The organism is Actinoplanes sp. NPDC004185 (assembly GCF_053603475.1).
The window spans coordinates 34257-55458 of sequence record NZ_JBSGFR010000007.1 but is presented as its reverse complement, the minus strand read 5'-3'; the positions used below and the strand labels follow the sequence as shown (position 1 = coordinate 55458).

Annotated in this window: 23 protein-coding genes; 9 read left to right on the top strand and 14 right to left on the bottom strand. The window is 71.3% G+C overall.

The annotated features are described in order from the left end of the window. Positions 1 to 25 precede the first annotated feature (25 nt). From ACWEOZ_RS09345 to ACWEOZ_RS09335, 3 genes are all read right to left on the bottom strand, one after another. Entirely contained in the window at positions 26 to 1072 is a 1047-nt protein-coding gene (locus ACWEOZ_RS09345; RefSeq protein WP_451910233.1) for a TolB family protein, read from the bottom strand. A 164-nt stretch (positions 1073 to 1236) separates the two neighbouring features. Beyond that, entirely contained in the window at positions 1237 to 1809 is a 573-nt protein-coding gene (locus ACWEOZ_RS09340; protein ID WP_451910232.1) for a choice-of-anchor C family protein, read from the bottom strand. Next, entirely contained in the window at positions 1809 to 2498 is a 690-nt protein-coding gene (locus ACWEOZ_RS09335; protein WP_451910231.1) for a laminin G domain-containing protein, read from the bottom strand. The genes ACWEOZ_RS09340 and ACWEOZ_RS09335 overlap by 1 nt, the downstream gene beginning before the upstream one ends. Positions 2499 to 2873: 375 nt before the next feature. Between ACWEOZ_RS09335 and ACWEOZ_RS09330 the strand changes: the two genes are divergently transcribed. Continuing rightward, entirely contained in the window at positions 2874 to 3641 is a 768-nt protein-coding gene (locus tag ACWEOZ_RS09330; protein ID WP_451910230.1) for a hypothetical protein, read from the top strand. Between the two features lie 6 nt (positions 3642 to 3647). On the opposite strand, the gene ACWEOZ_RS09325 is transcribed toward ACWEOZ_RS09330, so the two are convergent. From ACWEOZ_RS09325 to ACWEOZ_RS09310, 4 genes are all read right to left on the bottom strand, one after another. Next, a complete protein-coding gene (locus tag ACWEOZ_RS09325) occupies positions 3648 to 5291 on the bottom strand; it encodes an amidohydrolase (protein WP_451910229.1) in 1644 nt (547 codons plus the stop codon). 19 nt (positions 5292 to 5310) lie between these two features. After that, on the bottom strand, positions 5311 to 6048 hold the full coding sequence (locus tag ACWEOZ_RS09320) for a GAF and ANTAR domain-containing protein (RefSeq protein WP_451910228.1): 738 nt from the start codon (positions 6046 to 6048) through the stop codon (positions 5311 to 5313). A gap of 77 nt (positions 6049 to 6125) precedes the next feature. Continuing rightward, positions 6126 to 6437: an STAS domain-containing protein gene (locus ACWEOZ_RS09315; RefSeq protein ID WP_451910227.1), complete on the bottom strand. Its 312-nt coding sequence runs from the start codon at positions 6435 to 6437 to the stop codon at positions 6126 to 6128. A gap of 54 nt (positions 6438 to 6491) precedes the next feature. Further along, complete coding sequence (locus tag ACWEOZ_RS09310; protein ID WP_451910226.1) at positions 6492 to 7205, bottom strand: GAF and ANTAR domain-containing protein; 714 nt, start codon at positions 7203 to 7205, stop codon at positions 6492 to 6494. 241 nt (positions 7206 to 7446) lie between these two features. Between ACWEOZ_RS09310 and ACWEOZ_RS09305 the strand changes: the two genes are divergently transcribed. The 6 genes from ACWEOZ_RS09305 to ACWEOZ_RS09280 all read left to right on the top strand — a co-directional run bounded on the left by ACWEOZ_RS09305 (position 7447) and on the right by ACWEOZ_RS09280 (position 14196). Then, complete coding sequence (locus ACWEOZ_RS09305; protein WP_451910225.1) at positions 7447 to 9762, top strand: putative bifunctional diguanylate cyclase/phosphodiesterase; 2316 nt, start codon at positions 7447 to 7449, stop codon at positions 9760 to 9762. A 28-nt stretch (positions 9763 to 9790) separates the two neighbouring features. After that, entirely contained in the window at positions 9791 to 10288 is a 498-nt protein-coding gene (locus ACWEOZ_RS09300) for a M20/M25/M40 family metallo-hydrolase (protein ID WP_451910224.1), read from the top strand. Then, positions 10177 to 11163 carry a M20/M25/M40 family metallo-hydrolase gene (locus ACWEOZ_RS09295; protein ID WP_451910408.1) on the top strand — a complete coding sequence of 329 codons (987 nt, stop codon included), beginning with the start codon at positions 10177 to 10179 and terminating at the stop codon, positions 11161 to 11163. Before ACWEOZ_RS09300 ends, ACWEOZ_RS09295 begins: the two co-directional genes overlap by 112 nt. A gap of 39 nt (positions 11164 to 11202) precedes the next feature. Beyond that, entirely contained in the window at positions 11203 to 11496 is a 294-nt protein-coding gene (locus tag ACWEOZ_RS09290) for a hypothetical protein (protein WP_451910223.1), read from the top strand. An 88-nt stretch (positions 11497 to 11584) separates the two neighbouring features. Continuing rightward, positions 11585 to 13069, top strand: coding sequence for an MFS transporter (locus ACWEOZ_RS09285; protein WP_451910222.1), 1485 nt, complete (start codon positions 11585 to 11587; stop codon positions 13067 to 13069). 308 nt (positions 13070 to 13377) lie between these two features. Continuing rightward, positions 13378 to 14196: a SigB/SigF/SigG family RNA polymerase sigma factor gene (locus ACWEOZ_RS09280; RefSeq protein ID WP_451910221.1), complete on the top strand. Its 819-nt coding sequence runs from the start codon at positions 13378 to 13380 to the stop codon at positions 14194 to 14196. A 2-nt stretch (positions 14197 to 14198) separates the two neighbouring features. Here the strand turns inward: ACWEOZ_RS09280 and ACWEOZ_RS09275 are convergent, their stop codons facing one another. Then, complete coding sequence (locus ACWEOZ_RS09275; RefSeq protein ID WP_451910220.1) at positions 14199 to 14348, bottom strand: DUF3040 domain-containing protein; 150 nt, start codon at positions 14346 to 14348, stop codon at positions 14199 to 14201. 134 nt (positions 14349 to 14482) lie between these two features. Here ACWEOZ_RS09275 and ctaD point away from each other — a divergent pair, with 134 nt between their 5' ends. After that, entirely contained in the window at positions 14483 to 16246 is a 1764-nt protein-coding gene (gene ctaD, locus ACWEOZ_RS09270) for an aa3-type cytochrome oxidase subunit I (RefSeq protein WP_451910219.1), read from the top strand. 44 nt (positions 16247 to 16290) lie between these two features. Here the strand turns inward: ctaD and ACWEOZ_RS09265 are convergent, their stop codons facing one another. From ACWEOZ_RS09265 to ACWEOZ_RS09240, 6 genes are all read right to left on the bottom strand, one after another. Next, positions 16291 to 17643: a neutral zinc metallopeptidase gene (locus ACWEOZ_RS09265; RefSeq protein WP_451910218.1), complete on the bottom strand. Its 1353-nt coding sequence runs from the start codon at positions 17641 to 17643 to the stop codon at positions 16291 to 16293. A 19-nt stretch (positions 17644 to 17662) separates the two neighbouring features. Further along, entirely contained in the window at positions 17663 to 17851 is a 189-nt protein-coding gene (locus ACWEOZ_RS09260) for a hypothetical protein (RefSeq protein ID WP_451910217.1), read from the bottom strand. Between the two features lie 137 nt (positions 17852 to 17988). Then, positions 17989 to 18333, bottom strand: a complete 345-nt coding sequence (locus ACWEOZ_RS09255; protein WP_451910216.1) for a hypothetical protein — start codon at positions 18331 to 18333, stop codon at positions 17989 to 17991. Between the two features lie 40 nt (positions 18334 to 18373). After that, positions 18374 to 18598, bottom strand: coding sequence for an STAS domain-containing protein (locus ACWEOZ_RS09250; protein ID WP_451910215.1), 225 nt, complete (start codon positions 18596 to 18598; stop codon positions 18374 to 18376). A 46-nt stretch (positions 18599 to 18644) separates the two neighbouring features. Next, positions 18645 to 19367, bottom strand: a complete 723-nt coding sequence (locus ACWEOZ_RS09245; protein ID WP_451910214.1) for an ANTAR domain-containing protein — start codon at positions 19365 to 19367, stop codon at positions 18645 to 18647. Positions 19368 to 19562: 195 nt separating this feature from the next. After that, on the bottom strand, positions 19563 to 20576 hold the full coding sequence (locus ACWEOZ_RS09240) for an SPASM domain-containing protein (RefSeq protein ID WP_451910213.1): 1014 nt from the start codon (positions 20574 to 20576) through the stop codon (positions 19563 to 19565). A 129-nt stretch (positions 20577 to 20705) separates the two neighbouring features. Between ACWEOZ_RS09240 and ACWEOZ_RS09235 the strand changes: the two genes are divergently transcribed. Beyond that, positions 20706 to 21143 (top strand): STAS domain-containing protein, encoded by a 438-nt coding sequence (locus ACWEOZ_RS09235; RefSeq protein ID WP_451910212.1) that lies wholly within the window; start codon positions 20706 to 20708, stop codon positions 21141 to 21143. The last annotated feature ends 59 nt before the right edge of the window (positions 21144 to 21202 follow it).

Sequence of the window (21202 nt, the reverse complement as noted above, 5' to 3'; positions counted from 1 at the left end):
CTTGATCAGCGGGCCCGGCGGGCGGTCAGCGCACGGCGGGACCCCAGTCCGGGTAGCTGTCGTAGAGCTCGGTGCGGGTGATGTTGCGGACGTGCGTGGCGTCAGCGTCCATGACCAGGACATCGGCGTTGGTCCCGCCGGTCTCCGGCCGCCGCCCGACGGTGATCTTCCGGCCGTCCGGGGAGTACGACGAACCCAGGTAGTTGACGGTCCCGCCGACCTCGAAGGTGAGCTGACGCAGGTGACTGCCGTCGGGATGGACCGTGTAGAGGTTGGCGGAGACCTCCGGCACGCCGTTCTCGTTGGAGTGGAAGAGGATGCGCCGTCCGTCGGGGGACCAGTCGGGGGAGTCACCGCCGCGCAGGGGGTACGGGGTGATCCGGTGTTCCCGGCCGGAGGCGAGATCGATCGTCCAGAGCGCGAGGCCGCCGCTCGGTAGCGCGGCACGAACGTTGGTGCGCTCGAAGACCATGGTGCGGCCGTCCGGGGACCACTGCGGATCGGTGTCCTCGCCGTTGGACGGACGCGCCCGCTGGGTCAGCTGGTGCAGGTGCGAGCCGTCGGCGTTCATGACGTAGATGCCGACGTTCTCCACGTAGTCGTCGACCACCGGGCCGGACTCACGGTTGAAGGCGATCCGGCGGCCGCTGGGCGACCAGGCGGGTGAGCCGTTGCAGAAGCCGTCGTTGCCGCAGCCCAGGCCGGGAGCGCTGTGGGTGAGCTGGGTCGGACGGGTGCCGTCGGTCCGGACGATGAAGATCTCCGAGGTGGTGCAGCCCGGTCCGCAGTCGACGGCCTCGCGCTGGAAGGCGATCCACCGGCCGTCGGGGGAGACATCGGGATTGCGGTCGACATAGCCCCGCGGTGGCCGGGTCACCTGACGTTCCCCGGAACCGTCGGGCCGGACGGTGAAGACCGCACCCCAGGTCCGGTCCTCGTTGAGGAACCGGCGGAAGGCGATACGGCCGTTGTCGCCGGGGAAGGTGGCCTGCGCCGGCGCCGCGGGAACGGTGAGACCGGCGACGAGCAGGACGAGGGCGGACAGAGCCAGGGGAGTTCGCTGCGGACGCACGGAAGCTCCTACGGACCCGGACCCGGAGCAGGAGGTCGCGGTGCACGGGCGCGGCCGGCACCGTCGCGGAGGTGACTTCGGACCTCCGTCGGCGGTGGATCCGGTCCGCCCTCCGTTCTACTCCCGGCCCGGCGGCCCGGACATCCCTCGATCGGTTGCCGGCCTCAGGTGCAGGCCACCGTCAGGCACCCGACGACCGAGGTCTTGTCGATGACCGGGCCGTACGCCGTCGGGCCCGACGTGCTGGCGAAGTCGATCGTGGCCGGGCCACCGGTGCCGACGAAGACGAAGCTCCGGCGGACGTAGCCCATCTTCGTGAACGACCTGCCCGTGGTGTCGAAGGAGAACGTCTGGCGCACCGTACCGTTGATCAGGACCTGGCCGGTCTTGACCGCCGGGCCGCCGGCCGGGTTGCCGGCCAGGTAGTAGCTGACCCGGTAGCGGACCGAGGGCTGGGTCGCGGCCGTGGTGCGGACCGTGCCCTCGGACCGTCCGTTCAGGTCGATCGACTGCCGGCTGTCGGCGGCCTGCCAGTAGCCGCGGCCGATCTGGTCGATGCTGCCCCGGGTGACCGTCCACCGGCCGAACGTCTCGCCCGCGGTGCGGGTGACGTAGGTGCCGGGGGTGACGACGGGCTTCTCGAAGCCGTCGGCCGGCCGGCCGGGTGCGGCGGATGCCGGTGCGGCCACCCCGGCCAGGACACAGAGCACGACAGCGGTACGGCCCCACGTGCGCATCAGCGCGCGTCGATCTCTACATAGTCCAGATCGCCGGCGTAGTAGTCGCAGCCCACGTCGATCTGGTCGCAGTCGGTCTTTCCGCCGATGCTCACCGGCCACGAGTTCGCGATCCGGCCGGTCCAGCCCGCGGCGCGCGCCACCTTCGCGCCGTCGACGAACAGGGTCACCCCGTCGCCCGTACGGGCGCAGCGCACGGTGTGCCAGCGACCGTCGTTGAGGCGGCGCGGGGACGACACCGTCAGCGAGCGGGACGAGCCGCGGAACAGGCACTCGACGATGCCGCTGGGGATCTGCAGTTTGAAGTTGCCGCCGGAGACCGTCGCCTGGCCCTTCTGGATGATGTTGCCGAACTTGTGGGTGGTGCGGAGCCGGACCGTCACGGCGAAGTCGCGGGTGCCGGGGTCGAGGGCGTCCGAGTCGCGCACCGTCACCAGATGGCCCGGGTGGGCCGGCGGGGAGTCGGGTTCCAGCCGGTCGAAGCGGTAGCCGGTGGCGCCGTTGACGCGGGTGTCGGTCCGTACCTCGCTGCCGATCCGGCCGTGCAGCCCGCGGCCGCTGCTGTCGGTCATGGTGCGGGCGCCGGAACGCTCGTCCATCTCCCAGACGGCGACCGGCCGGTCGGAGGAGGCGTCAGCGGTCGCCGCGGTGGCCAGCAGGACAGTTCCGACCGTCAGAAAGACGGTCAACGAGCGGCGACTTCTCATGGCATCCTCACGCTTGCCGGCAGGTGAGGACCATGCTAAACGCCGTTAACGGGATCAAAAGCGTAATAACGTCTAAATCGCTCGGGCGTGCTGGTCGGGCCGTCCGGGCGGTGGTCGCCCACACCCCGTGCGAGCAGGCGTTTCCTGGTCCGGACCGGTCCGAACGGCCGACGGCTCCCGCTGAACGGCTTCTCGCGTCCGGCCTGTTCAAGTTGGTAACATGCCGCCGATCATGGCCAGCGTTCCAGCCGGTACGCCGGGGCCGACAGCCGCGTCGACCGTGTCCGCTCCCGCCTCCCGGCAGGGGCCTCGTCGACCGAAGCCGCCGCGGTGAAGCCGCACGTACGGAGGTCTCCAGTGACTGACAACCGGATGAAGGATCGCGTCAAGGTCATGCTCGGGACGTCGCCCGACGGCGCGACCTCCGAGCACGCGCTGGTCTCGCCCACGCCCGTACCGGGCCTGCCGAGCCAGGCCCTCCAGGTGCTGACCATGGCCCAGCGCACCGCCGAGGACTACGTCGCCAAGGCCCACCAGGAGGCCGACAAGATCCGTACGGAGGCGCTGGCCGCGGCGGAGAACATCGCCCGCGACGCCCAGATCCACGCGCACAACGTGCGCCGCGAGGCCGACAAGGTGCTCTACGACGCCCGCGCGGGGGCCGAGCAGATCGGTCAGGACGCCCGCGCGGCCGCCGAGGAGGCCCGGCGCAACGCCGAGCAGATCGTGCTCGACGCCCAGGCCCGGGCCGATGCCGTCGCCGCCGAGGCCAAGGCCAACGCCGAGCAGCTGAACCTGCAGGCCAAGCAGCGGTACGACGACGTGGTCGGCAGCCTCGGCGTCAAGCGGGAGGCCCTGCAGGAGCAGATCGAGGCGCTCGAGCAGTTCGACCGGGAGTACCGCGGCCGCCTCATGACCTTCATGCAGGGCCAGCTGCGCGCCCTGTGGGTGGACCAGCCCCAGGTCATCGGCGAGCTGCCGGTGCCGGACGAGTCGGCGGGCCGGCACGGCTCCAGCGCCGAGGCCGTCGTCCCGGCGCAGCGCCAGCCGGTGGAGGACACCGTCGAGGTCCAGCAGGAGGACCCCGAGCGCGCCGAGGCCGAGCCGGTGCCCAGCGAGCGCTGACGTCCCTCAGGCGTCCGGGGCGGCGTGCACGCGTTCGCCCCGGATGTAGGTCAGCGCCACCCGGGCCTCCGCGATCGCCTCCGGCGGGCCCGCGAACAGGTCCCGATCGAGGACCACCAGGTCAGCCTGATTGCCGGCCCGCAGCGTGCCGGTGTCGTCCCGGTGATTCACAAAGGCCGACCCCGACGTGTACGCCCGCAGCGCCGTCGCCAGCTCGAGCCGCTGCCCCGGCAGGAACGCCTCGGCGTCGCTGCCCGGCAGTGCCCGGTTGACCGCCACGTGGATGCCGCGCAACGGATCCGGGCTGCTCACCGGCCAGTCGCTGCCCGCGGCCAGGGTCGCGCCGGCGCGGTGCAGGTCGCCGAACGGGTACTGCCGCCCGGACAGCTCCGGGTCCAGGAACGGCAGCGTCAGCTCGTCCATCTGCGGCTCATGGGTGGCCCACAGCGCCTGGATGGTCGCGGTGGCCCCGAGGGTCCGGAAGCGCGGCACGTCCTGCGGGTGCACCACCTGCAAGTGGGCCAGGTGCGGCCGGGTGTCCCGCGGGCCGTTGGCCGCCCGGGCCGCGGCGATCCCGTCCAGGGCCTCGCGGACGGCCCGGTCGCCGAGCGCGTGGAAGTGCGCCTGGAAGTCCAGCGCGTCCACCGCGGTGACGTAGTCGCGCAACGCGACCGGATCGATGAACGACAGGCCGCTGTTCGCGGTCGTGCAGCCGTGCCCGTCGCGGTAGGGAGCCGTCATCGCCGCGGTGAAGTTCTCGGCGACCCCGTCGAGCATGAACTTCACCGAGCCGCAGCGCAGCCGCCCGACGCTGAGCTCGGCCCGCTTGGCCACGAGCTCGGGGAGCTGGCCGGCGTCCCGCTCGCGGTCCCACCAGAGCGCGCCGACGACGGTGGAGATCAGCGAGCCGTCGGTGGCCGCGGTGCGGTAGGCGTCGGAGATGTCCGGATAGCCGTTGGTCGCGCACAGCATCGCGTCCTGCCAGGCGGTGATCCCCAGCTCGTGCAGCAGCCGCTGGGCCCGCAGCAGACCGGCGAGCCGTTGCGCCGGGGTCACCGCCGGCACGACCGCCGCGACCAGCGCCATCGCGCCCTCCTGGAGACCGCCGCTCGGGGCGCCGCCGGGCTCGCGGTCGATCCGGCCGTCGACCGGGTCCGGGGTGCCGGCGGTGATCCCGGCCAGGGCGAGCGCCCTGCTGTTCACCCAGGCCCCGTGGTGGTCCCGGTTGGTCAGGTACACCGGCCGGTCGCCGACCACCGCGTCCAGCAGCTCGCGGCCGGGCACACCGCCGGGGAAACTCTCCATCGACCACCCGCCGCCGACGATCCAGGGATCGTCCGGGTGGGCCCGCGCGTACGCGTCGATCCGGGCGAGATAGTCGGTGAGCTCCGTCGTGCCGGTCAGATCGCACTGGCCGAGCTCCACACCGCCCATCACGGCGTGCACGTGGGCGTCCTGGAAACCGGGGAGCAGCATCCGCCCGCGCAGGTCGACGACCTCGGTGCGTGGCCCGGCCAGCTCGGTGACCTCGGCACCGCCGACGGCGAGGATCCGGCCGTCGCGCACAGCCAGGGCTCCGGCGGAGCCTCGACCGGGATCGGCGGTGAAGACGCGACCGCCGGTGAAGATCAGGTCAGCCGTGGTGTCCACGGCGGCCAGAGTGCCACGTTCACCGGCCGTCGGCGACCACTGTCATGGCGGCCTCGATCAGGGAGCCCGTCGTCTCGGCGGCCCGCGACCGCAGCAGCGCGTACGCCAGGTCCGCGTTGGTCTGCCGATCGGAGATGATCATGCCGATCGCCTGCTGGATCGTGGCTCGGACGGCGAACGCGCCGACGAGCCCGGCGATCAGGTCCTGCGCGCCCGGGCAGAGATCCTCGGCCGGGCCCGCCGGGCGTCCCTCCGGTGCGTCGTCGTAGGCGGACAGGACCGCCGCGCTCAGCGGCGCCATGGCGGCCGGGTCATGACTGTAGAGATTGAGTGCTGCCACCGGCAGTCCGCGCCCGGCGAACAGCGGGATGGACAGCGACGAGCGCAGACCGAGCTTGTAGGCGGCGTCCCGGAAGGCGGGCCAGATCATCGTCGCATCGATCCGCGGCACGCTGGTCGGGGAGCCGCTGTCCAGGGCGTCGAGGCAAGGTCCCGCTTTTTCGGCGTACTGGGCCTCGTCGACGGCCATGGCGAGCTCGCTGCTCACCGCCACCGTGCTGTAACCGCTCTCGTCCTGGCAGGTCACCGAGGCGAAGGCCACCGCGTCCACCATGTCGGCCGCCAGCTGCGCGATCGTGGTCAGCCGGCCGCCGACGGTCGAGTCGTCGTCGGCCGTGCCCGCCAGGTCGATCAGGGCGTCGGTCAGGGTGCCGCGGCCCGGGGGTCTGGCCGGCGCCGGGGGCTGCGATCGGGTCACCACTACATCTCCTCGCTGGGCAACGGGGAACGTCGGTGTTACCCGGCGTTCGCCGTGCTACACGCGACTTTCCCCGCTCAGGCGCCGATGAGCAGACCGTCCAGGTTCGCCACCTCGAGCACCATCCGGACCATCGGCCCGGGCTCGCGCAGGCGCAGCGTGATGCCCTTGAGCTCGGCGGCCCGGCGGGCGGCGACCAGCATGCCGAGGCCGGAGGAGTCCAGGAACGTCACGGCGTGCATGTCGACCTCGATGCGGCCGTCGTGCTTGTCCGCGACCACCTGGCGCAGGACCTCGCGCAGGTAGGTCGCGGTCTCCAGGTCGACGTCACCCTCGGGGGTGACCACGACGGTGTCACCCTGGCGCTCCACGGTGCAATCGAATGCCATGTCAGCTCCGCTCTTTCCTCGCACGGCCGTCCGTCCGGCAACCATTGTCGCGGATCACCAATCGTCGCCACTCCCGGCCTTGGTGACCAGTGCGGAGGCGACGTCGCGCAGCTTACGGTCGGCATCCTGGGAGATCCGGGTGAGGACCTGGAACGCCTCGTCGGCCGAGCACCGGCGGCGGCCCATGACGATGCCCTTGGCCTGCTCGATCACGGCCCGGCCGGCCATCGCCGTCTGCAGCTGCCGGGCCAGGCGGGCCGTGACGCCGTACAGGTTGGCGTTGGCCAGGGCGACCGCCGCATAGCCGGCGAAGGTCTCGGCCAGCACCACCGCGTCGTCGTCGAACGCCGCATCGCGGACGCCGTAGAAATTGAGCGCGCCGCCGACCTGCTCCTCGATCGGCAGCCCGACCGACAGTGAGCTGCGCGCGCCTGTCGCCACCGCATGTTTCGCCCAGTCCGGCCAGCGCGCCTCCCCGGCGAGGTCCGGCACCGAGACGGTCGCGTTCGCCGCGGCGGCCTCCAGGCATGGCCCGGTACCCCGCTGGTACTGCCACTGGTCCAGGGTCAGGGCCAGGTGCCCGGTGTACGCGGCGGTCTCCGCGATCGATCCGCGGACCATGGTGACGGAGACCTCGTCGGCGCCGGGCACGGTACGCCGGGCCAGGTCGGCGACCCGGGACAGCACCCCATCGAGATCGTTCTCGGCGAGGCTGATGCGGCCCAGCTCAGCGAAGGCGGCCGTGGGATCCAACCGGTCCGATGACATGTGCGTCGAGCTCCCTGTCCACCCCGGCCCGGTGGCCTGGGCTCACTGACGGATCTGCCGGCGTTAACCGCCGGACTTCCCGGTCTGCACCGGAGCATCTTGGCGATCGCAACCCGGCCGCACCCCGGGCGGTAGAAAATGACCCTCTCGGAGGTCGGTCGGCGAAGCGGGGGCGGGTGACATGGCGGCTGCGCGCAGCGCATCGGGAAGCCACCGCCGGCCGGGGCCGGTCGCTCGCCGCGTGGCCGGCGCCTGGCTGAGCTTCCTGCTGGCCGGCAGCGTCGTGGCGGTCGCGGCCGCGTTCGCCACGCCCACCGGCCGGGAGGCCGCCTACGCCCTGCTGTGCCTGGCCGTCATCGGCGCCGTGGCCACCGGCGTCCGGCTGCACCGGCCCGCCCGCCCGCTGGGCTGGTGGCTGCTGGCCGCCGGCATGGGCTGCGGCGTGGTCGCGCACAGCCGGTGGGTCTTCCAGCAGCCGGACGCCGTGCTGAACGCGGCGGTCACCTGGACCGAGGTCGTCTACTTCTCGATGTACCTCCTGGTCGCCGCGGCCGTGGCGGCCCTGTCGGCGTCCCGCCGCCGGGGTGCGGCGCTGGCGGGTATGAGCGAGGCGGGCATCGTGGCCTGCACGGCGGTCGTGCTCGCCTGGGTCTTCCTGCTGGACCCGTTCATCAACGACCGCGACGACTGGTCCGCCGGTGCCGCTGTGCTCGCGTACCCGTTTCTGGACCTGCTCGTCCTCACGATGGTGGTCCGCCTGCGCTTCACGACCCGGGCGCTGAGCCGCGCCCAGCAGCTTCTCGTGCTGGCCGTCGTCGTGGTCCTGGCCGCGGACCTGGCCTACATCGTCGCCGTGATGGCCGGCGGCCGGTGGGCCGGATCGGCTTTCAGCGCCGCCGGCTGGCTGATGTTCCTGGTGCTGCTGGGCGCCGCGGCCCTGCACCCCTCCATGGCGGTCGGGCCCGGCGCCCACGGCAGCCGGCTGACGCCGGGCAACGGCCGGTGGATCGTGGCCGGTCTGCTGACCGTCGTGCTGATCGGTCCGGCGGCCACCTGTTACGCCCTGCTGAAGGACATCGCGGAGGGCGACCTCGACGTCATCGACGTCGTGCTGCCGCTCGGCGCCACCGCGGTCACCGCCGTCCTGCTCATCGCCCGCCTGATCAGCGCCAGCGCCCTGGCCCGGCGGCGCGCGGCCGAGCTGCAGGACGCCGTGGAGTACCAGGCCACGCTGCAACGGGAGATGAGCCACCTGGCCCTGCACGATCCGTTGACCGGACTGCCGAACCGCCTGCACCTCGACCGTGAGCTGCGCGCCCGGGCGCACCGGGACGACCCGGGCTGCCTGCTGCTGCTGGACGTCGACGGCTTCAAGCACATCAACGAGAGCCTGGGTCACCCGATCGGGGACGCGCTGCTGGTCGCCCTGGCCCAGCGCCTGCTGGACACCGTGGGGTCCGACGCGCTGCTCGCCCGCCTCGGCGGCGACGAATTCGCCGTGCTGATGCCCTGCGGGGACGCCGGCGCGGTCGACAGCCGGTGCGCGAAGATCCTCGCCGCGGTGCGGCGTCCCGCCGACATCCACGGCCACCGGCTGCACGTGACGATCAGCATCGGGGTACGCCGGCTGGCCGGCTCGGCCGGCAGCACCGACGCGCTCAGCGACGCCGACCTGGCGCTGTACGAGGCCAAGGCGGCCGGGCGGGACCGGGCGGTGACCTACGACGCCGGCCTGCGCGAGCGGCAGCTCGAACGCACCGACCTGATCGACCGGCTGCGCGGTGCCCTCACCGCCGAGCAGTTCACCGTGTACTACCAGCCGATCGTCACGCTTGGCACCGGCGGTTTCGACGCGGTCGAGGCGCTCGTGCGCTGGTTCCCCCGGCCGGGCGAGATCGTCGGCCCGGACCTGTTCATCCCGGCCGCCGAGGACAGCGGACTCATCGTCGCCCTGGGCGAATGGGTGCTGCGGCAGGCCTGCCGGGACGCCGCCGGCTGGCACCGGCAGCACGGTACGGCGGTGACCGTCAACGTCTCTCCCCGCCAGCTCATGGAGCCCGACTACGCCGCGACGGTCAACCGGGCGCTGCGGGACTCCGGACTGCCGCCCACGGCGCTGATCCTGGAGATCACCGAGGGCATGCTGGTCGGCGCCGCGAACCGCGACGACCGGACCATCGCCCAGCTCACCGCGTTGCGCCGGCAGGGCGTCCGGGTCGCCGTCGACGACTTCGGCACCGGCTACTCCTCGCTGGCCTACCTGCGCGACCTGCCCATCGACATCCTCAAGATCGACCGGTCGTTCCTGCCGGCGGACGACTCCGGGGCGGCCGACCGGCAACTGTCGTTCGTGCGGACCATCGTCGATCTGGCCCACAACCTGCGTCTCGCCGCGGTCGCCGAGGGCGTCGAGACCCCGGCCCAGGTCGCGGTCCTGCGCGAGCTCGGCTGCGACAAGGGTCAGGGCTATCACTTCGGGCGGCCGAGCGGCGCCGCCGAGACGACCGACGTGCTGGCGGCCGCTCAGCTCGCGGCCGCTTCCCCGGTGGGCGCATGACGCTCTGTCACCGGGGTAGACGCCTGCCATGACGGGCTTGATCCACAAATTCCTCCACGAGGGCCGCGCCGCCCTGGTCGATGAGCTCATCGAGTGGGCTCGCCTGCGTTCGGTGGCCGGAGTGCCGGAGCGCGAACCGGATCTGCTCCGGTCGGCCAACTGGCTGGCCGCCGCCCTGCGCAGCACCGGATTTCCGACCGTGGAGGTCTGGCCGGTCGAGGGCGCCCCGGCGGTCTACGCCGAGTGGTGCGCCGCCCCGGGCGCGCCCACCGTGCTGATCTACAGCCACCACGACGTGCGGGCGGCCAAGGACGAGCTGTGGGAGGAGACGGCACCGTTCGAGCCGGTGGCGCGGGACGGCCGGGTCTACGGGCGCGGCACCTCCGACGCCAAGGGCCAGGTGCTGAGCCACGTCTGGGGCATCCGGGCCCATCTCGCCGCGACCGGCCGCGCCGCGCCCGCGGTGAACCTCAAGCTCATCGTCGAGGGGAGGAGGAAGCCGGCTCGACCCACCTGGCCGGGCTGATCCGGGAGAACCGCGAGCGGCTGGACGTGGACCTGGTGGTCTTCTCCGACACCCTCACCTGGCGCGCCGACCATCCCGCCGTCTGCACCAGCCTGCGCGGCATGGTGATGGCTGAGATCGAGGTGTACGGACCCCGCCGCGACGTGCACAGCGGCGCCGCCTCCGGGCCCGCACCCAACGCCGCGGTGGAACTGTCCCGGCTGCTGGGCCGCCTGCACGACGACAAGGGCCGGCTGACGCTGCCGGGCTTCTACGACGAGGTCGCCGAGCCGTCCGCGCGCCGCCGCGCCGAGCTCGCCGCCCTGCCGTTCACCGAGCAGGACTGGCTGGAGCGTTCCGAGAGCCGCAGTGTCGCCGGTGAGGCCGGCTACACGGTGCTGGAGAAGCTCTGGACGCGACCGGCCGCGGAGATCATCAGCATGGTCGCCGGGGATCCGGTCGGCATCACCCGCTCGGCGATCCCCGCGGTGGCCTCGGCGACGGTCAGCATCCGTACGGTGGTCGGCCAGCGGTGCGCCGACGTGGCCGACCAGCTCCGGCGCTGGGTCGCCGAGACCATCAGTGACACCGTCGACCACCGGCTGACCGTGGCCGAGGAGACGATGCAGGAGCCGTACGAGACCCCGCAGGACCTGCCGGCGCTGGAGGCGCTGGCGGCGGCGATCGAGGACGGTTTCGGCGTACCGGCTGGGCGGATGGGCAACGCCGGTGGGGGCCCGGCCGAGCTGCTGGCCCGCGAGCTGGGCTGCCCGGTCATGTTCTTCGGCACCGGCCTGCCCGAGGACCGCTGGCACGACAGCGACGAGCGGGTGTCCATCGACATGCTGGTCAGCGGCGCGGCCACGCTCGCACACCTGTGGCAGCGCCTCGGTTGACGGAAGGTGTGAGCGGGGCCTGAGCGGGAATCCGCCGGCATGGCACGAGTGACGCATGCGGCGGTCGCCGCGTCGAGCGAGTGGGTCGCACCCGAGGGCGTCCGGCAGCCGGGCGGCGAGGTGCACGCCTGGCTGCCCGGCACCAATCAGACGGTCTGCGGTCTGGCGCTGAGCCGGACGCGGCTGCGCCGCTTCCCGCACGTGCGGTTCGACTTCCGGGCCACCGACGTCGTGACCGCGGGGGACGAGGTCCGGTTCATCTGCCCGCGGTGTGTCGCGGCGACCAGCCGGCGCGGCGAACGCTCCTGGACCAGAACCGCCCCGCGGCCCTGAGCGGCCGAAAAGATCTTCATAAACTGATGGCTGACTGTGAGATCGCTGGGTATAGCGGGCCACACGTCTCGGAAATGGAGGGGCACCAATGGCCCAGTCCCTCGGTTCGGCGCCCGGTACGGGCACCATCCGCAGCCTGATCCCGGCCCGCATCGATCGGCTCAACTGGTCACCGTTCCACACCCGTATGGTCATGGCGCTCGGCACGGCCTGGGTTCTCGACGGCATCGAGATCACCATCGCCGGTGCCATCGGCCCGGTGCTCACCGACAAGGCCACCCTCGGCCTGAGCACCACCGAGGTCGGTGCCATCGCCACCGTCTATCTGCTCGGTGAGGTGTTCGGCGCGCTGTTCTTCGGCCGGCTCTCCGACGCGCTCGGCCGCAAGAACCTGTTCGTCGTCACCCTCGGCGTCTACCTCGCGGGCAACGCTCTGACCGCGCTGACCTGGGGCAACAGCACACTGGCGCTCATCTTCCTGTACCTGACGAGATTCATAGCCGGCGCCGGCATCGGCGGGGAGTACGCCGCGATCAACTCCGCCATCGACGAGATGATGCCGGCCAAGTACCGCGGCCGGGTCGACATCGGCGTCAACGGTACCTACTGGGGCGGCGCCATCATCGGTACCCTGGGCACCTACATCCTGCTCAACCAGGTGGACCTCAACATCGCCTGGCGGATCGGCTTTCTGATCGGGCCGGTGCTCGGTGCGCTGATCTGGAACATGCGCCGGCACCTGCCGGAGAGCCCGCGCTGGCTGATCATGCACGGCCGGGAGGCCGAGGCCGAGGACAACATCAAGATCATCGAGCACGAGGCGGAGAAGGCCGGCCAGCGGCTGGCGCCGGTGGACGAGTCCAAGGCCATCGAGATCCAGCCGGCCAAGGCGCACGGCTACCTGTCGCTGCTGCGGGTGCTCTTCAAGCAGTACCCGTCGCGGTCGATCCTGGGTGCCACGTTGATGATCACGCAGTCGTTCCTCTACAACGCGATCTTCTTCACCTACACGCTGGTGCTGACCGACGTCTACGGCGTCGACAAGGAGGACGCGCCGCTGTACCTGATCGCGTTCGCGCTGGGCAATCTCATCGGCCCGCTGACCATCGGGCACCTCTTCGACGTCATCGGGCGGCGCAAGATGATCGCCGGCACCTACCTGCTCTCCGGCGTCCTGCTGGCGATCACCGCGTTCCTGTTCAACGCCGGGGTGCTGAACGCCATCACCCAGACCATCGCGTGGAGTGTGATCTTCTTCTTCGCGTCGGCCGGGGCCAGTTCCGCGTACCTGACCGTCAGCGAGATCTTCCCGCTGGAGATCCGGGCCCAGGCCATCGCGGTCTTCTTCGCCATCGCGCAGTGCTTCGGCGCGATCGGGCCGGTCTTCTACGGCTACCTGATCGGCGAGGGTGACACCGGCAAGCTGCTGATCGGCTACCTGATCGGCGCCGGCGTGATGATCATCGGCGGCATCGTCGAGATCTTCCTGGGCATCGACGCGGAGGGCAAGTCCCTGGAGGAGGTCGCCGCGCCGCTGTCCGCGGTCACCAGCCGGCCGCGGGCGACCGGCTGACCGCCCCCTTTCTGCCGGCGAGCTGCCCGGTCACTCCTGAGGGTGACCGGGCAGTGACTTGTCCATCCCGATGAGCCCTTCTCCACCGTTCCGCCGAGAAGACTCATACTTTCGGCTAGTCATAGCTCCACTCTTCAGCTAGGGTCACTGCATCGGTCAAGAAGGCGCCGAGATCACCACCATGCGATGTCTCTGTCGCGGTGCGCATCTCTCTCGTCTCTTGGCGCTCTGATGCGTTCCTCCACCGCGGCACAGCAGGTGGTCCGGCAACGGATTCACATGACGCAGCGTTCGAGAAGAGGAACATCATGTACGCACCCGCCATCAGGCCGATTCGCTCCCGCCGCCCGTCCGACCCCGCCGACGCGGCGACGGAGGAGCGGGGCGTCGAGTTGATCGCGGCCCTGGCGCGCACCCCGCTGGGTGACCCGGCGCGACCTCGGCTGCGGGACGAGACCATCGAGGCCTGGCTGCCGATGACCCGGCGCCTCGCCCGTCGCTACGCCGGCCGCGGCGAGCCGCTGGACGACCTGATCCAGGCGGCCACCGTGGGCATGATCAAGGCGATCGACCGGTTCGACGCCGAGGTCGGTGTCGACTTCACGGTCTTCGCGATCCCCACCATCCTCGGCGAGATCAAGCGGCACTTCCGCGACCGCGCGTGGGCCATCCGGGTCCCACGGCGGCTCCAGGAGATGCGGATGGCGATCAGCGACGCCGGTACGGTCCTGGCACACAGCCTCGGGCGGGCCCCCACGGTCGCCGACATCGCCACCTACCTCAAGGTCAGCGAGGAGGAGGTGCTCGAGGGCCTGGAGGGCGCCCGCGCGTACAGCACGACCTCGCTCTCCACGCCGGTCGGCACCGAGAGCGGCACGCTGGAACTCGGCGACACCCTGGGCGCGGAGGAGGACGACTACGCCCGCACCGAGTTGCACCTGAGCCTGGGCCCGGCGATGAAGTGCCTCACCGAGCGCGAGCGGACCATCGTGACGCTGCGCTTCTTCGGCAACCAGACGCAGACGCAGATCGCCACCCAGATCGGGGTGTCGCAGATGCACGTGTCGCGGCTGCTGTCGGCGGCGCTGCTCAAGCTGCGGACCCGGCTCGGCCCCGACGCCTGCTGAGCTCACCTCAGCGACGGGCCCGGCTGCGCGAGGACCGTCGGGGCCGGACGGTCCTCGCCGGCCATCCGCATCCGGGCGGCGAACGCGGGATCCTGCCGGGACAGTCCAACCTCGATCTCCGCCGGCTCGCGGCGCTCCCGTTCGCCGAGCATCTCCCACCTCCCGGGCCGCCGAAGCAGCCCGCCTACCCCGGCTCGCCGCATTCAAACCCACCGATTCGTGATGACCGGTTAGAAGCAGCTGTAGGTGGGTAGGCCGCCGTCATCCGCACGGTGGAGGAGAAGGCATGACTGCTGTCACCCCGCGCCCGGTAGTGACCCGCCCATGGCCGGTCCGGCGCCCGGTCCGTGGTTCCGCGCTGGCCCGCGTGCTGCGCACCACGGACGCGAAGCAGATCGGCATCATGTACATGACCACGGCCTTCGTGTTCTTCATGGTCGGTGGGTTCATGGCCCTGCTCATGCGGGCCGAGCTGGCCCGCCCGGGCATGCAGATCCTGTCGCCGGAGCAGTACAACCAGCTGTTCACCATGCACGGCACGATCATGCTGCTGTTGTTCGCGACGCCGATCGTGTTCGCCTTCGCCAACTTCGTGGTGCCGATCCAGATCGGCGCGCCCGACGTGTCGTTCCCGCGGCTCAACGCCTTCGCCTATTGGCTGTACCTGTTCGGCGCGATCATCGCCGTCGGGGGCTTCCTGACTCCTGCCGGCGCCGCGGACTTCGGCTGGACGGCGTACACCCCGCTGAGCACCTCGCTGCATTCACCGGGCATCGGCGGCAACATGTGGGTCGTCGGGCTGGCCCTGTCCGGCCTGGGCACGATCCTCGGCGGCGTCAACATGATCACCACCATCCTGACGCTGCGGGCGCCGGGCATGACGATGTTCCGGATGCCGATCTTCACCTGGAACATTTTGATCACCAGCCTGCTGGTCATCGCGGTCTTCCCGTTCCTGGCCGCGGCGCTGTTCGCGCTGGCCGCCGACCGTGTGCTCGGTGCGCACGTCTTCGACGTGGACACCGGCGGCCCGATGCTCTGGCAGCACCTGTTCTGGTTCTTCGGCCACCCCGAGGTCTACATCGTGGCGCTGCCGTTCTTCGGCATCGTCACCGAGGTCATCCCGGTCTTCAGCCGCAAGCCGCTGTTCGGCTACAAGGGTCTGGTCGGGGCCACGATCCTCATCGGCATGCTGTCGTTCAGCGTGTGGGCCCACCACATGTTCGCCACCGGCCAGGTGTTGCTGCCGTTCTTCAGCCTGCTGAGCTTCCTGATCGCGGTCCCGACGGGCATGAAGTTCTTCGTCTGGATCGGCACGATGTGGCGCGGGCAGGTCAGCCTCGAGACCCCGATGCTGTTCGCGATCGGCTTCATGGTGACCTTCCTGCTGGGCGGGCTGACCGGGGTGTTGCTGGCCTCCCCGCCGATCGACTTCCACGTGCACGACAGCTACTTCGTGGTGGCCCACTTCCACTACGTGCTGTTCGGCACGATCGTGTTCGCGGTGTTCTCGGGCATCTACTTCTGGTTCCCGAAGATGTTCGGCCGGATGCTCGACGACCGCCTCGGAAAGATCCACTTCTGGCTGACCTTCCTCGGCTTCCACGCCACGTTCCTGGTGCAGCACTGGCTGGGCGCCGAGGGCATGCCCCGGCGCTACGCCGACTACCTGCCGGACGACGGCTTCACCTTCCTGAACACGTTCTCGACCATCGGCTCGTTCATCCTCGGCGCGTCCACTCTGCCGTTCCTGTACAACGTCTGGCATTCGTACCGGGCCGGTGTGCTGGTGACGGCGAACGACCCGTGGGGTCACGGCAATTCGCTGGAATGGGCCACCACGAGCCCGCCGCCGCTGCGCAATTTCGACAAGATGCCGCGGATCCGCTCCGAGCGGCCGGCCTTCGACGCGAAGTTCCCCGAGCTGGCCGCCGGTGAGCAGTCCGAGGCGGGACCGCCCGAAGGCGGCGCCCGGCCGCTGACCAGCGAGTCCGACAGCGGCGCCCGGTACCAGGAGGACACCGACCACCGGCTCGAGGAAGGCCGGTAGGTCCCGGTGGTGGGCTCCTGGTCCACCGCCGGTCTCGTCGACTCTCAGGTGCAGGAAGTCAGCCCTTTCAGGACGCCGCCGCGATAGGCGCCGATCCGTTCGAAGGCACTGGCCTCCTGCTGGGACCCGGCCCGGCCGAAGGCCAGCAGGGCCGCCACCGCCTCGTCGAGATCGCCGGGCGACAACCGGATCCCGGCCGAGGGATCGCGGGTCAGCAGATCGTTGGTCCACGACCCGGCGAAGCAGTCCACCGCCAGCTGGCCGGTCCGGTCCCGGGTCTGCGCACCCCGGCGGTCCTGGACCGCCCGGGCGAAGAGATCCCCGAGCAGCATGCCGACCGCGTTGTCCCCGATGCGCTGGTACAACTGCTGCCCGAGCTGCTCGTCGTCGAAGGCGATGAAGTCCCCGTCCGGGCAGTAGAAGGCCGAACCGCCGGCCGAGGACTCCGGCGCCGGGCAGGACGGCGCCGAGCCGCTCTCGAACGCCTGCACCTGCAACGTCTCCCAGGGCCGGCCGGTGAGCTGCGGATACACCCGCGTCCAGTACGCCTGCGCGTCCTTGCTGAGAGAGTCCACCGCCTGCGCGTACGGCAGGTCCCCGCCCGAGGCGGCCTCCTCCTGGGTGGTGAAAGGCACCTCGGTCACCGGCACGTTGTCCGCCCGGTAGCCGGCGCAGAGCGACACACCCTTCTCCACGCCGTCCTGCATGGCCCGGATCCGGTCGAAGGCGTTGCCGTGCGCCTGCGGGTTCTGCGCCGCGGTGCCCGGCTCGTCGCGCAGCAGCAGCATCCCGGCGACCGTGTTGTCGAGCTGGGCCGGGGTGACGTTCCGGAACGTCGTCGACCGGCCGGCCAGCACGTCGGCCGTCCAGGCCCCGGCGAAACAGTCGGCCTGCTGCTCCAGCACGACCGTGGGCTGCTCGACGGCGCCCAGCCGGGACTGGATCGCGTGCCCGTACTCGTGCGCCATGACGAAGCCGACGAGCAGCGGGCCGAAATCGCTGTACAGCTGGGGGATCAGCGTCTGGGCGTCCCAGGCGATGAAGTCGCCGGCCGGACAGTAGAAGGCGTTCGGCTGGTACTCGGCGGCTTGGCCGCCGCAGGCGGGCGCCGGGTCCGACCGGGTGTACGGGTGGTAGCCGCCCCTGATCGGCTTGAAAGTGGCACCGTCGGCGACCTGGGGATAGGCCGCCGACCAGAAGCGCTCGACGTCGCGCAGCGCCCCGGTGACGACGTCGCCGGGCACCGCGCTCGCCGACGCGTCGTTCATCCGGCCCAGGCCACCCGGCGGCGCGGGCCGGCGCGGCCCGGTGCCGCCGGACGAGACGACCACACAGCCGGAGGCGGCGGCGACCAGCACTCCGGCGAGCAGCCCTCGGACAAGTCTCTGAACTCTCACGGTCGGGATGGCCGGCCGGTCATGAGCCGTCGGACGCGGTACGCCCGCCGGGCCCGTACGGCGAGACCTGGCTCTCCGGGACCGGGCTGTCACCGGTCTTGTCGGGGCGGCCACCCGGCGCGCTCGTCGGATTCGCGTCCTCGGTGCGCTGCTTGCTGGTCGGCGACTCTCCGCTGCGGCGCAGTTCGGGCTGCTGAGGGTTGGTCATGGTGCGGCTCCTTCCGTTGTCGGAGCGGCTACCCGATCCGCGGGGGGATATGTATCCCGGGTGTCCGATGGATACGCAGCTGCCGTCGTTGTCCCACGCGGTGAGGGCGTGGCTCGTGGACGCCTGAGGCGGTGGCGTCATCCGGCCCGGCGCAGCTCCTGCTGGCTAACGGTCAGCGTGACGACGCCTTCCTGGTCGGTCGTCGTCACCTCGGCGACCTGTGACCCGCCGGCGTACCAGGCCGTGGCGAACAGGCCGGTGCCGCCGGCCCGCAGATAGCCCTCGGCCATCAACGGGGCGGCCCGGTCACCCGACCCGTCGTCCGCCAGGCCGGGCCGGACCTCGGTGCCGGGCATCTCGACCGCGGTGACGGTGCCGACCTCGTCGCCCGCGGCGTCGATGACGGTCATGCCGGTGCTGACCTGGGCGATCGGCAGGGGACGGTCCGGCTCGCCGGGACCGGTGGATCGAAGTGGTTCCATGCCGAGCTGGGTGCCCGGGGCGCGGACGGGCCAAACGGGGTCAGGCGGTCAGGCCGCAGTTGACCAGGCCGAGCTCCGCCCCGGCCGGGGCGTGCCCGTCCGGCCGGGGCTTGGCCAGCCCGAACTGCTCCAGCAGGCCGGCGATCTGCAGCACCCGACAGGTCATCGGGGTGGGACCGGTCAGGAACAGCCGGCATTCCAGCTGCTGGGCGTCGGCCTGGCAGCGCAGCAGAGCCTCGATGCCGGCGGCGTCCAGGAACGTCACACGCTCGCCTTGCACGGTATCGCCGGACGGTGGGGAATGACCAGGATCAGGTGGAGGAACGCGGCGGTTGCTGGGCCCGGGCGACCAGCGCCGCCGCCACGTCGCGCAACTTGCGGTTCGAGTCCTGCGACAGTTTGCTCATGATCCGGAACGCCTCGTCGGCGGTGCACCGGCGCTCGCCCATGATGATGCCCTTGGCCTGCTCGATGACCGCCCGGCTCTCCATCGCGGCCTGCATGTGCTGGGCCAGGGTGGCCGTGACGTCGTACAGGTGGGCGTTGGCCAGCGCCACGGCGGCATAGCCGGCGAAGGTCTGGGCGAGGATGATCGCGTCGTCGTCGAAGGTGTCGGGCTTGAGGGCGTAGATGTTCAGCGCCCCGCTCACCGTCTCGTGGATCGGCAGACCGATCGACAGAGAGCTGTTGACGCCGGCCTCTCGCGCCCGGGCCGCCCAGTCCGGCCAGCGGCTCTCGGTGGCCATGTCCGGCAGGGAGAGGCTGACCCCTGACGCGGACGCGTCCAGGCACGGGCCGTACCCCTTCTGGTACTGGATCTCGTCCAGAGCGATGGCGATCTGACCCGTGCAGGCCGCCGTGTATGCCCCTTTACCGCGGACCAGCGTCACCGACACCTCGTCGGTGCCGGGAACGGTGCGCTTGGCCAGGGCGGCGATCTTGTTCAGCACACCGTCGATGTCGGTCTCGCTGAGCTTGATCCGGCCGAGCTCGGCGAACGCGTCGGTCGGGTCCATCGGCTGTCTGTCGATCATGAGCTACGCGTCCTCGGTTTGTGCACGTCACTACGTCGCCGGTGCCGGTCGTGCTCTCGTCACTTCAGGACTTACGGTGGACCGCATCCGGGATCGCGCCGCTTCCTGACGCCTGTGCCGTCGCCCGCGGGGCAGGACGCAGAGGTCCAGGGTAGCGGTCTCCGGTGATTCCGCAGCAGGTCGAGGGGCCCGGCCTCAGAATGTCCGCTGGTAGAGCGAGCACCCGCGGCAGACGTCCGGCGGTTCCTCCCCGGCCAGCCGCCGGCGGAACTCCCGGTACGCGGGCCCGTGCCAGATCTCCGGGAAGCTCTGCTCATCGAGGTGGCCCAGGGTGACCCGGTCGTCGCCCATGACCATGCAGCAGGGCTGCACGACCCCGGCGCTGGTGATGTACGCGGCCTCCCAGGGCCACGAACACCCCCGGCCCCGCACCGGCTCGGCCGGCTGGGCGGGTCCCAGCGCCGGCAGCCGCAGCTTGAGCCCGTGCTCGCGGGCCAGCCGGGCCGCCTCGGCGAACATCCCGGCCGCCCGGTCCAGGTCGGCGCCGGTCCAGAGTGCCTGGTCGGCGGTGAAGGTGCGGATCCCCTCGTACCGGCCGGCCGGGTCGGTGTCCGAGAAGCTGTGCGACAGATTCTGCACGTGCAGCTCGTCCACGCCGATCGCGCCCAGCAGCCGGACCAGAGCCGGCAGTTCGCCCACGTTGTCGCGCATGGCGACGAAGACGACCCGGATCCAGGGGGTGCCGCTGTCCGCCGCCTGCTTGGCCCGGACCAGCCCGGCCAGATTGTCGATGACGGTGTCGAAGTGCGCGCCGTCGCGGATGGCCTCGTACGCGCCGGCGTGGGCGCCGTCCAGGGAGACGTGCAGCCAGTCGACCCGGCTCTCCACGAGCTCACGGGCGCGGCGTGCGGTGAGCAGGGTGCCGTTGGTGTTGAAGCCGACGGTGATCCGCCGGGCGACCGCCGTCCGGATCATCTCCGGCAGGTGCGGGGACAGCAGCGGCTCACCGAGACCTTGCAGCGTCAGCCGGCGCAGCCCGGGCACCTCGCCGACGAGCCGGTGGAACAGCGGCAGCGCCATGGCCCCGGCCAGCTTGTTCACCGGCGGCCGGTAGCGCACCAAGCACATCATGCAGCGCAGGTTGCAGGCGGAGGTGATCTCGAGTTGCAGGTGTGGCGGCAGGGGTGGCGCCTCGAGGGTGGCCGGCATGGGCGCGGAGTGCCCAGTGCGGCCCCGAAGAAACGTGTCACACGGCCCGGCGGTCACGCGCGGCCCCGGCCGGGCTACCTTGAGAGAGGGCCAAGCCATGTGCCCGTCGATTTTACTGACGGGAGAGGTATGTCCACTTCAGGTCGGCTGCCCCGGCGGTCACCGCCGGAGGTCGCGATCATCGCCGCCCCGGTCCAGGGCACTCCGGTTCCGGCGGCCGGCGCGCGGGTCATCGCCCAGGACGGGTCGGTCATCGCCGCCGTCTCGCGCCGGGTCCGCCCCGCCGAGCCCGGCGAGGCGGGTCCCGAGGTGGTCGTCAGCGTCCAGGGCGACCTCGATCTCGACACTGCCCCCTTGGCGCAGGCCACGCTGATCCAGGCCCTGGACGGGGCCGAGCGGGTCTGCCTGGAGCTGAGCGAGGTGCGCTTCTTCGGCGCCGCGGGCGTCCGGGTCGTCATCGCCGCCCAGCAGCACGCCGCGTCGCTGGGCCGGCAGCTGCGGCTCAGCGGCGTGCACGGCATCACCGAACGGATTCTCGTCCTCACCGGGGTGTACCGCGAGGACTGAGCACAGCACCGCGGCGCGGGGAGGCTCGGCTATCATCTTGGTCAGCCGCCGGCACCCTT

Bases quoted from the DNA above. Each gene is read 5' to 3' on its own strand.
- ACWEOZ_RS09340 (WP_451910232.1), bottom strand. From the start codon at position 1,809: ATGCGCACGTGGGGCCGTACCGCTGTCGTGCTCTGTGTCCTGGCCGGG.
- ACWEOZ_RS09315 (WP_451910227.1), bottom strand. From the start codon at position 6,437: ATGGCATTCGATTGCACCGTGGAGCGCCAGGGTGACACCGTCGTGGTC.
- ACWEOZ_RS09310 (WP_451910226.1), bottom strand. From the start codon at position 7,205: ATGTCATCGGACCGGTTGGATCCCACGGCCGCCTTCGCTGAGCTGGGC.
- ACWEOZ_RS09300 (WP_451910224.1), top strand. From the start codon at position 9,791: ATGACGGGCTTGATCCACAAATTCCTCCACGAGGGCCGCGCCGCCCTG.
- ACWEOZ_RS09290 (WP_451910223.1), top strand. From the start codon at position 11,203: ATGGCACGAGTGACGCATGCGGCGGTCGCCGCGTCGAGCGAGTGGGTC.
- ACWEOZ_RS09285 (WP_451910222.1), top strand. From the start codon at position 11,585: ATGGCCCAGTCCCTCGGTTCGGCGCCCGGTACGGGCACCATCCGCAGC.
- ACWEOZ_RS09280 (WP_451910221.1), top strand. From the start codon at position 13,378: ATGTACGCACCCGCCATCAGGCCGATTCGCTCCCGCCGCCCGTCCGAC.
- ACWEOZ_RS09275 (WP_451910220.1), bottom strand. From the start codon at position 14,348: ATGCTCGGCGAACGGGAGCGCCGCGAGCCGGCGGAGATCGAGGTTGGA.
- ctaD (WP_451910219.1), top strand. From the start codon at position 14,483: ATGACTGCTGTCACCCCGCGCCCGGTAGTGACCCGCCCATGGCCGGTC.
- ACWEOZ_RS09260 (WP_451910217.1), bottom strand. From the start codon at position 17,851: ATGACCAACCCTCAGCAGCCCGAACTGCGCCGCAGCGGAGAGTCGCCG.
- ACWEOZ_RS09255 (WP_451910216.1), bottom strand. From the start codon at position 18,333: ATGGAACCACTTCGATCCACCGGTCCCGGCGAGCCGGACCGTCCCCTG.
- ACWEOZ_RS09245 (WP_451910214.1), bottom strand. From the start codon at position 19,367: ATGATCGACAGACAGCCGATGGACCCGACCGACGCGTTCGCCGAGCTC.
- ACWEOZ_RS09240 (WP_451910213.1), bottom strand. From the start codon at position 20,576: ATGCCGGCCACCCTCGAGGCGCCACCCCTGCCGCCACACCTGCAACTC.
- ACWEOZ_RS09235 (WP_451910212.1), top strand. From the start codon at position 20,706: ATGTCCACTTCAGGTCGGCTGCCCCGGCGGTCACCGCCGGAGGTCGCG.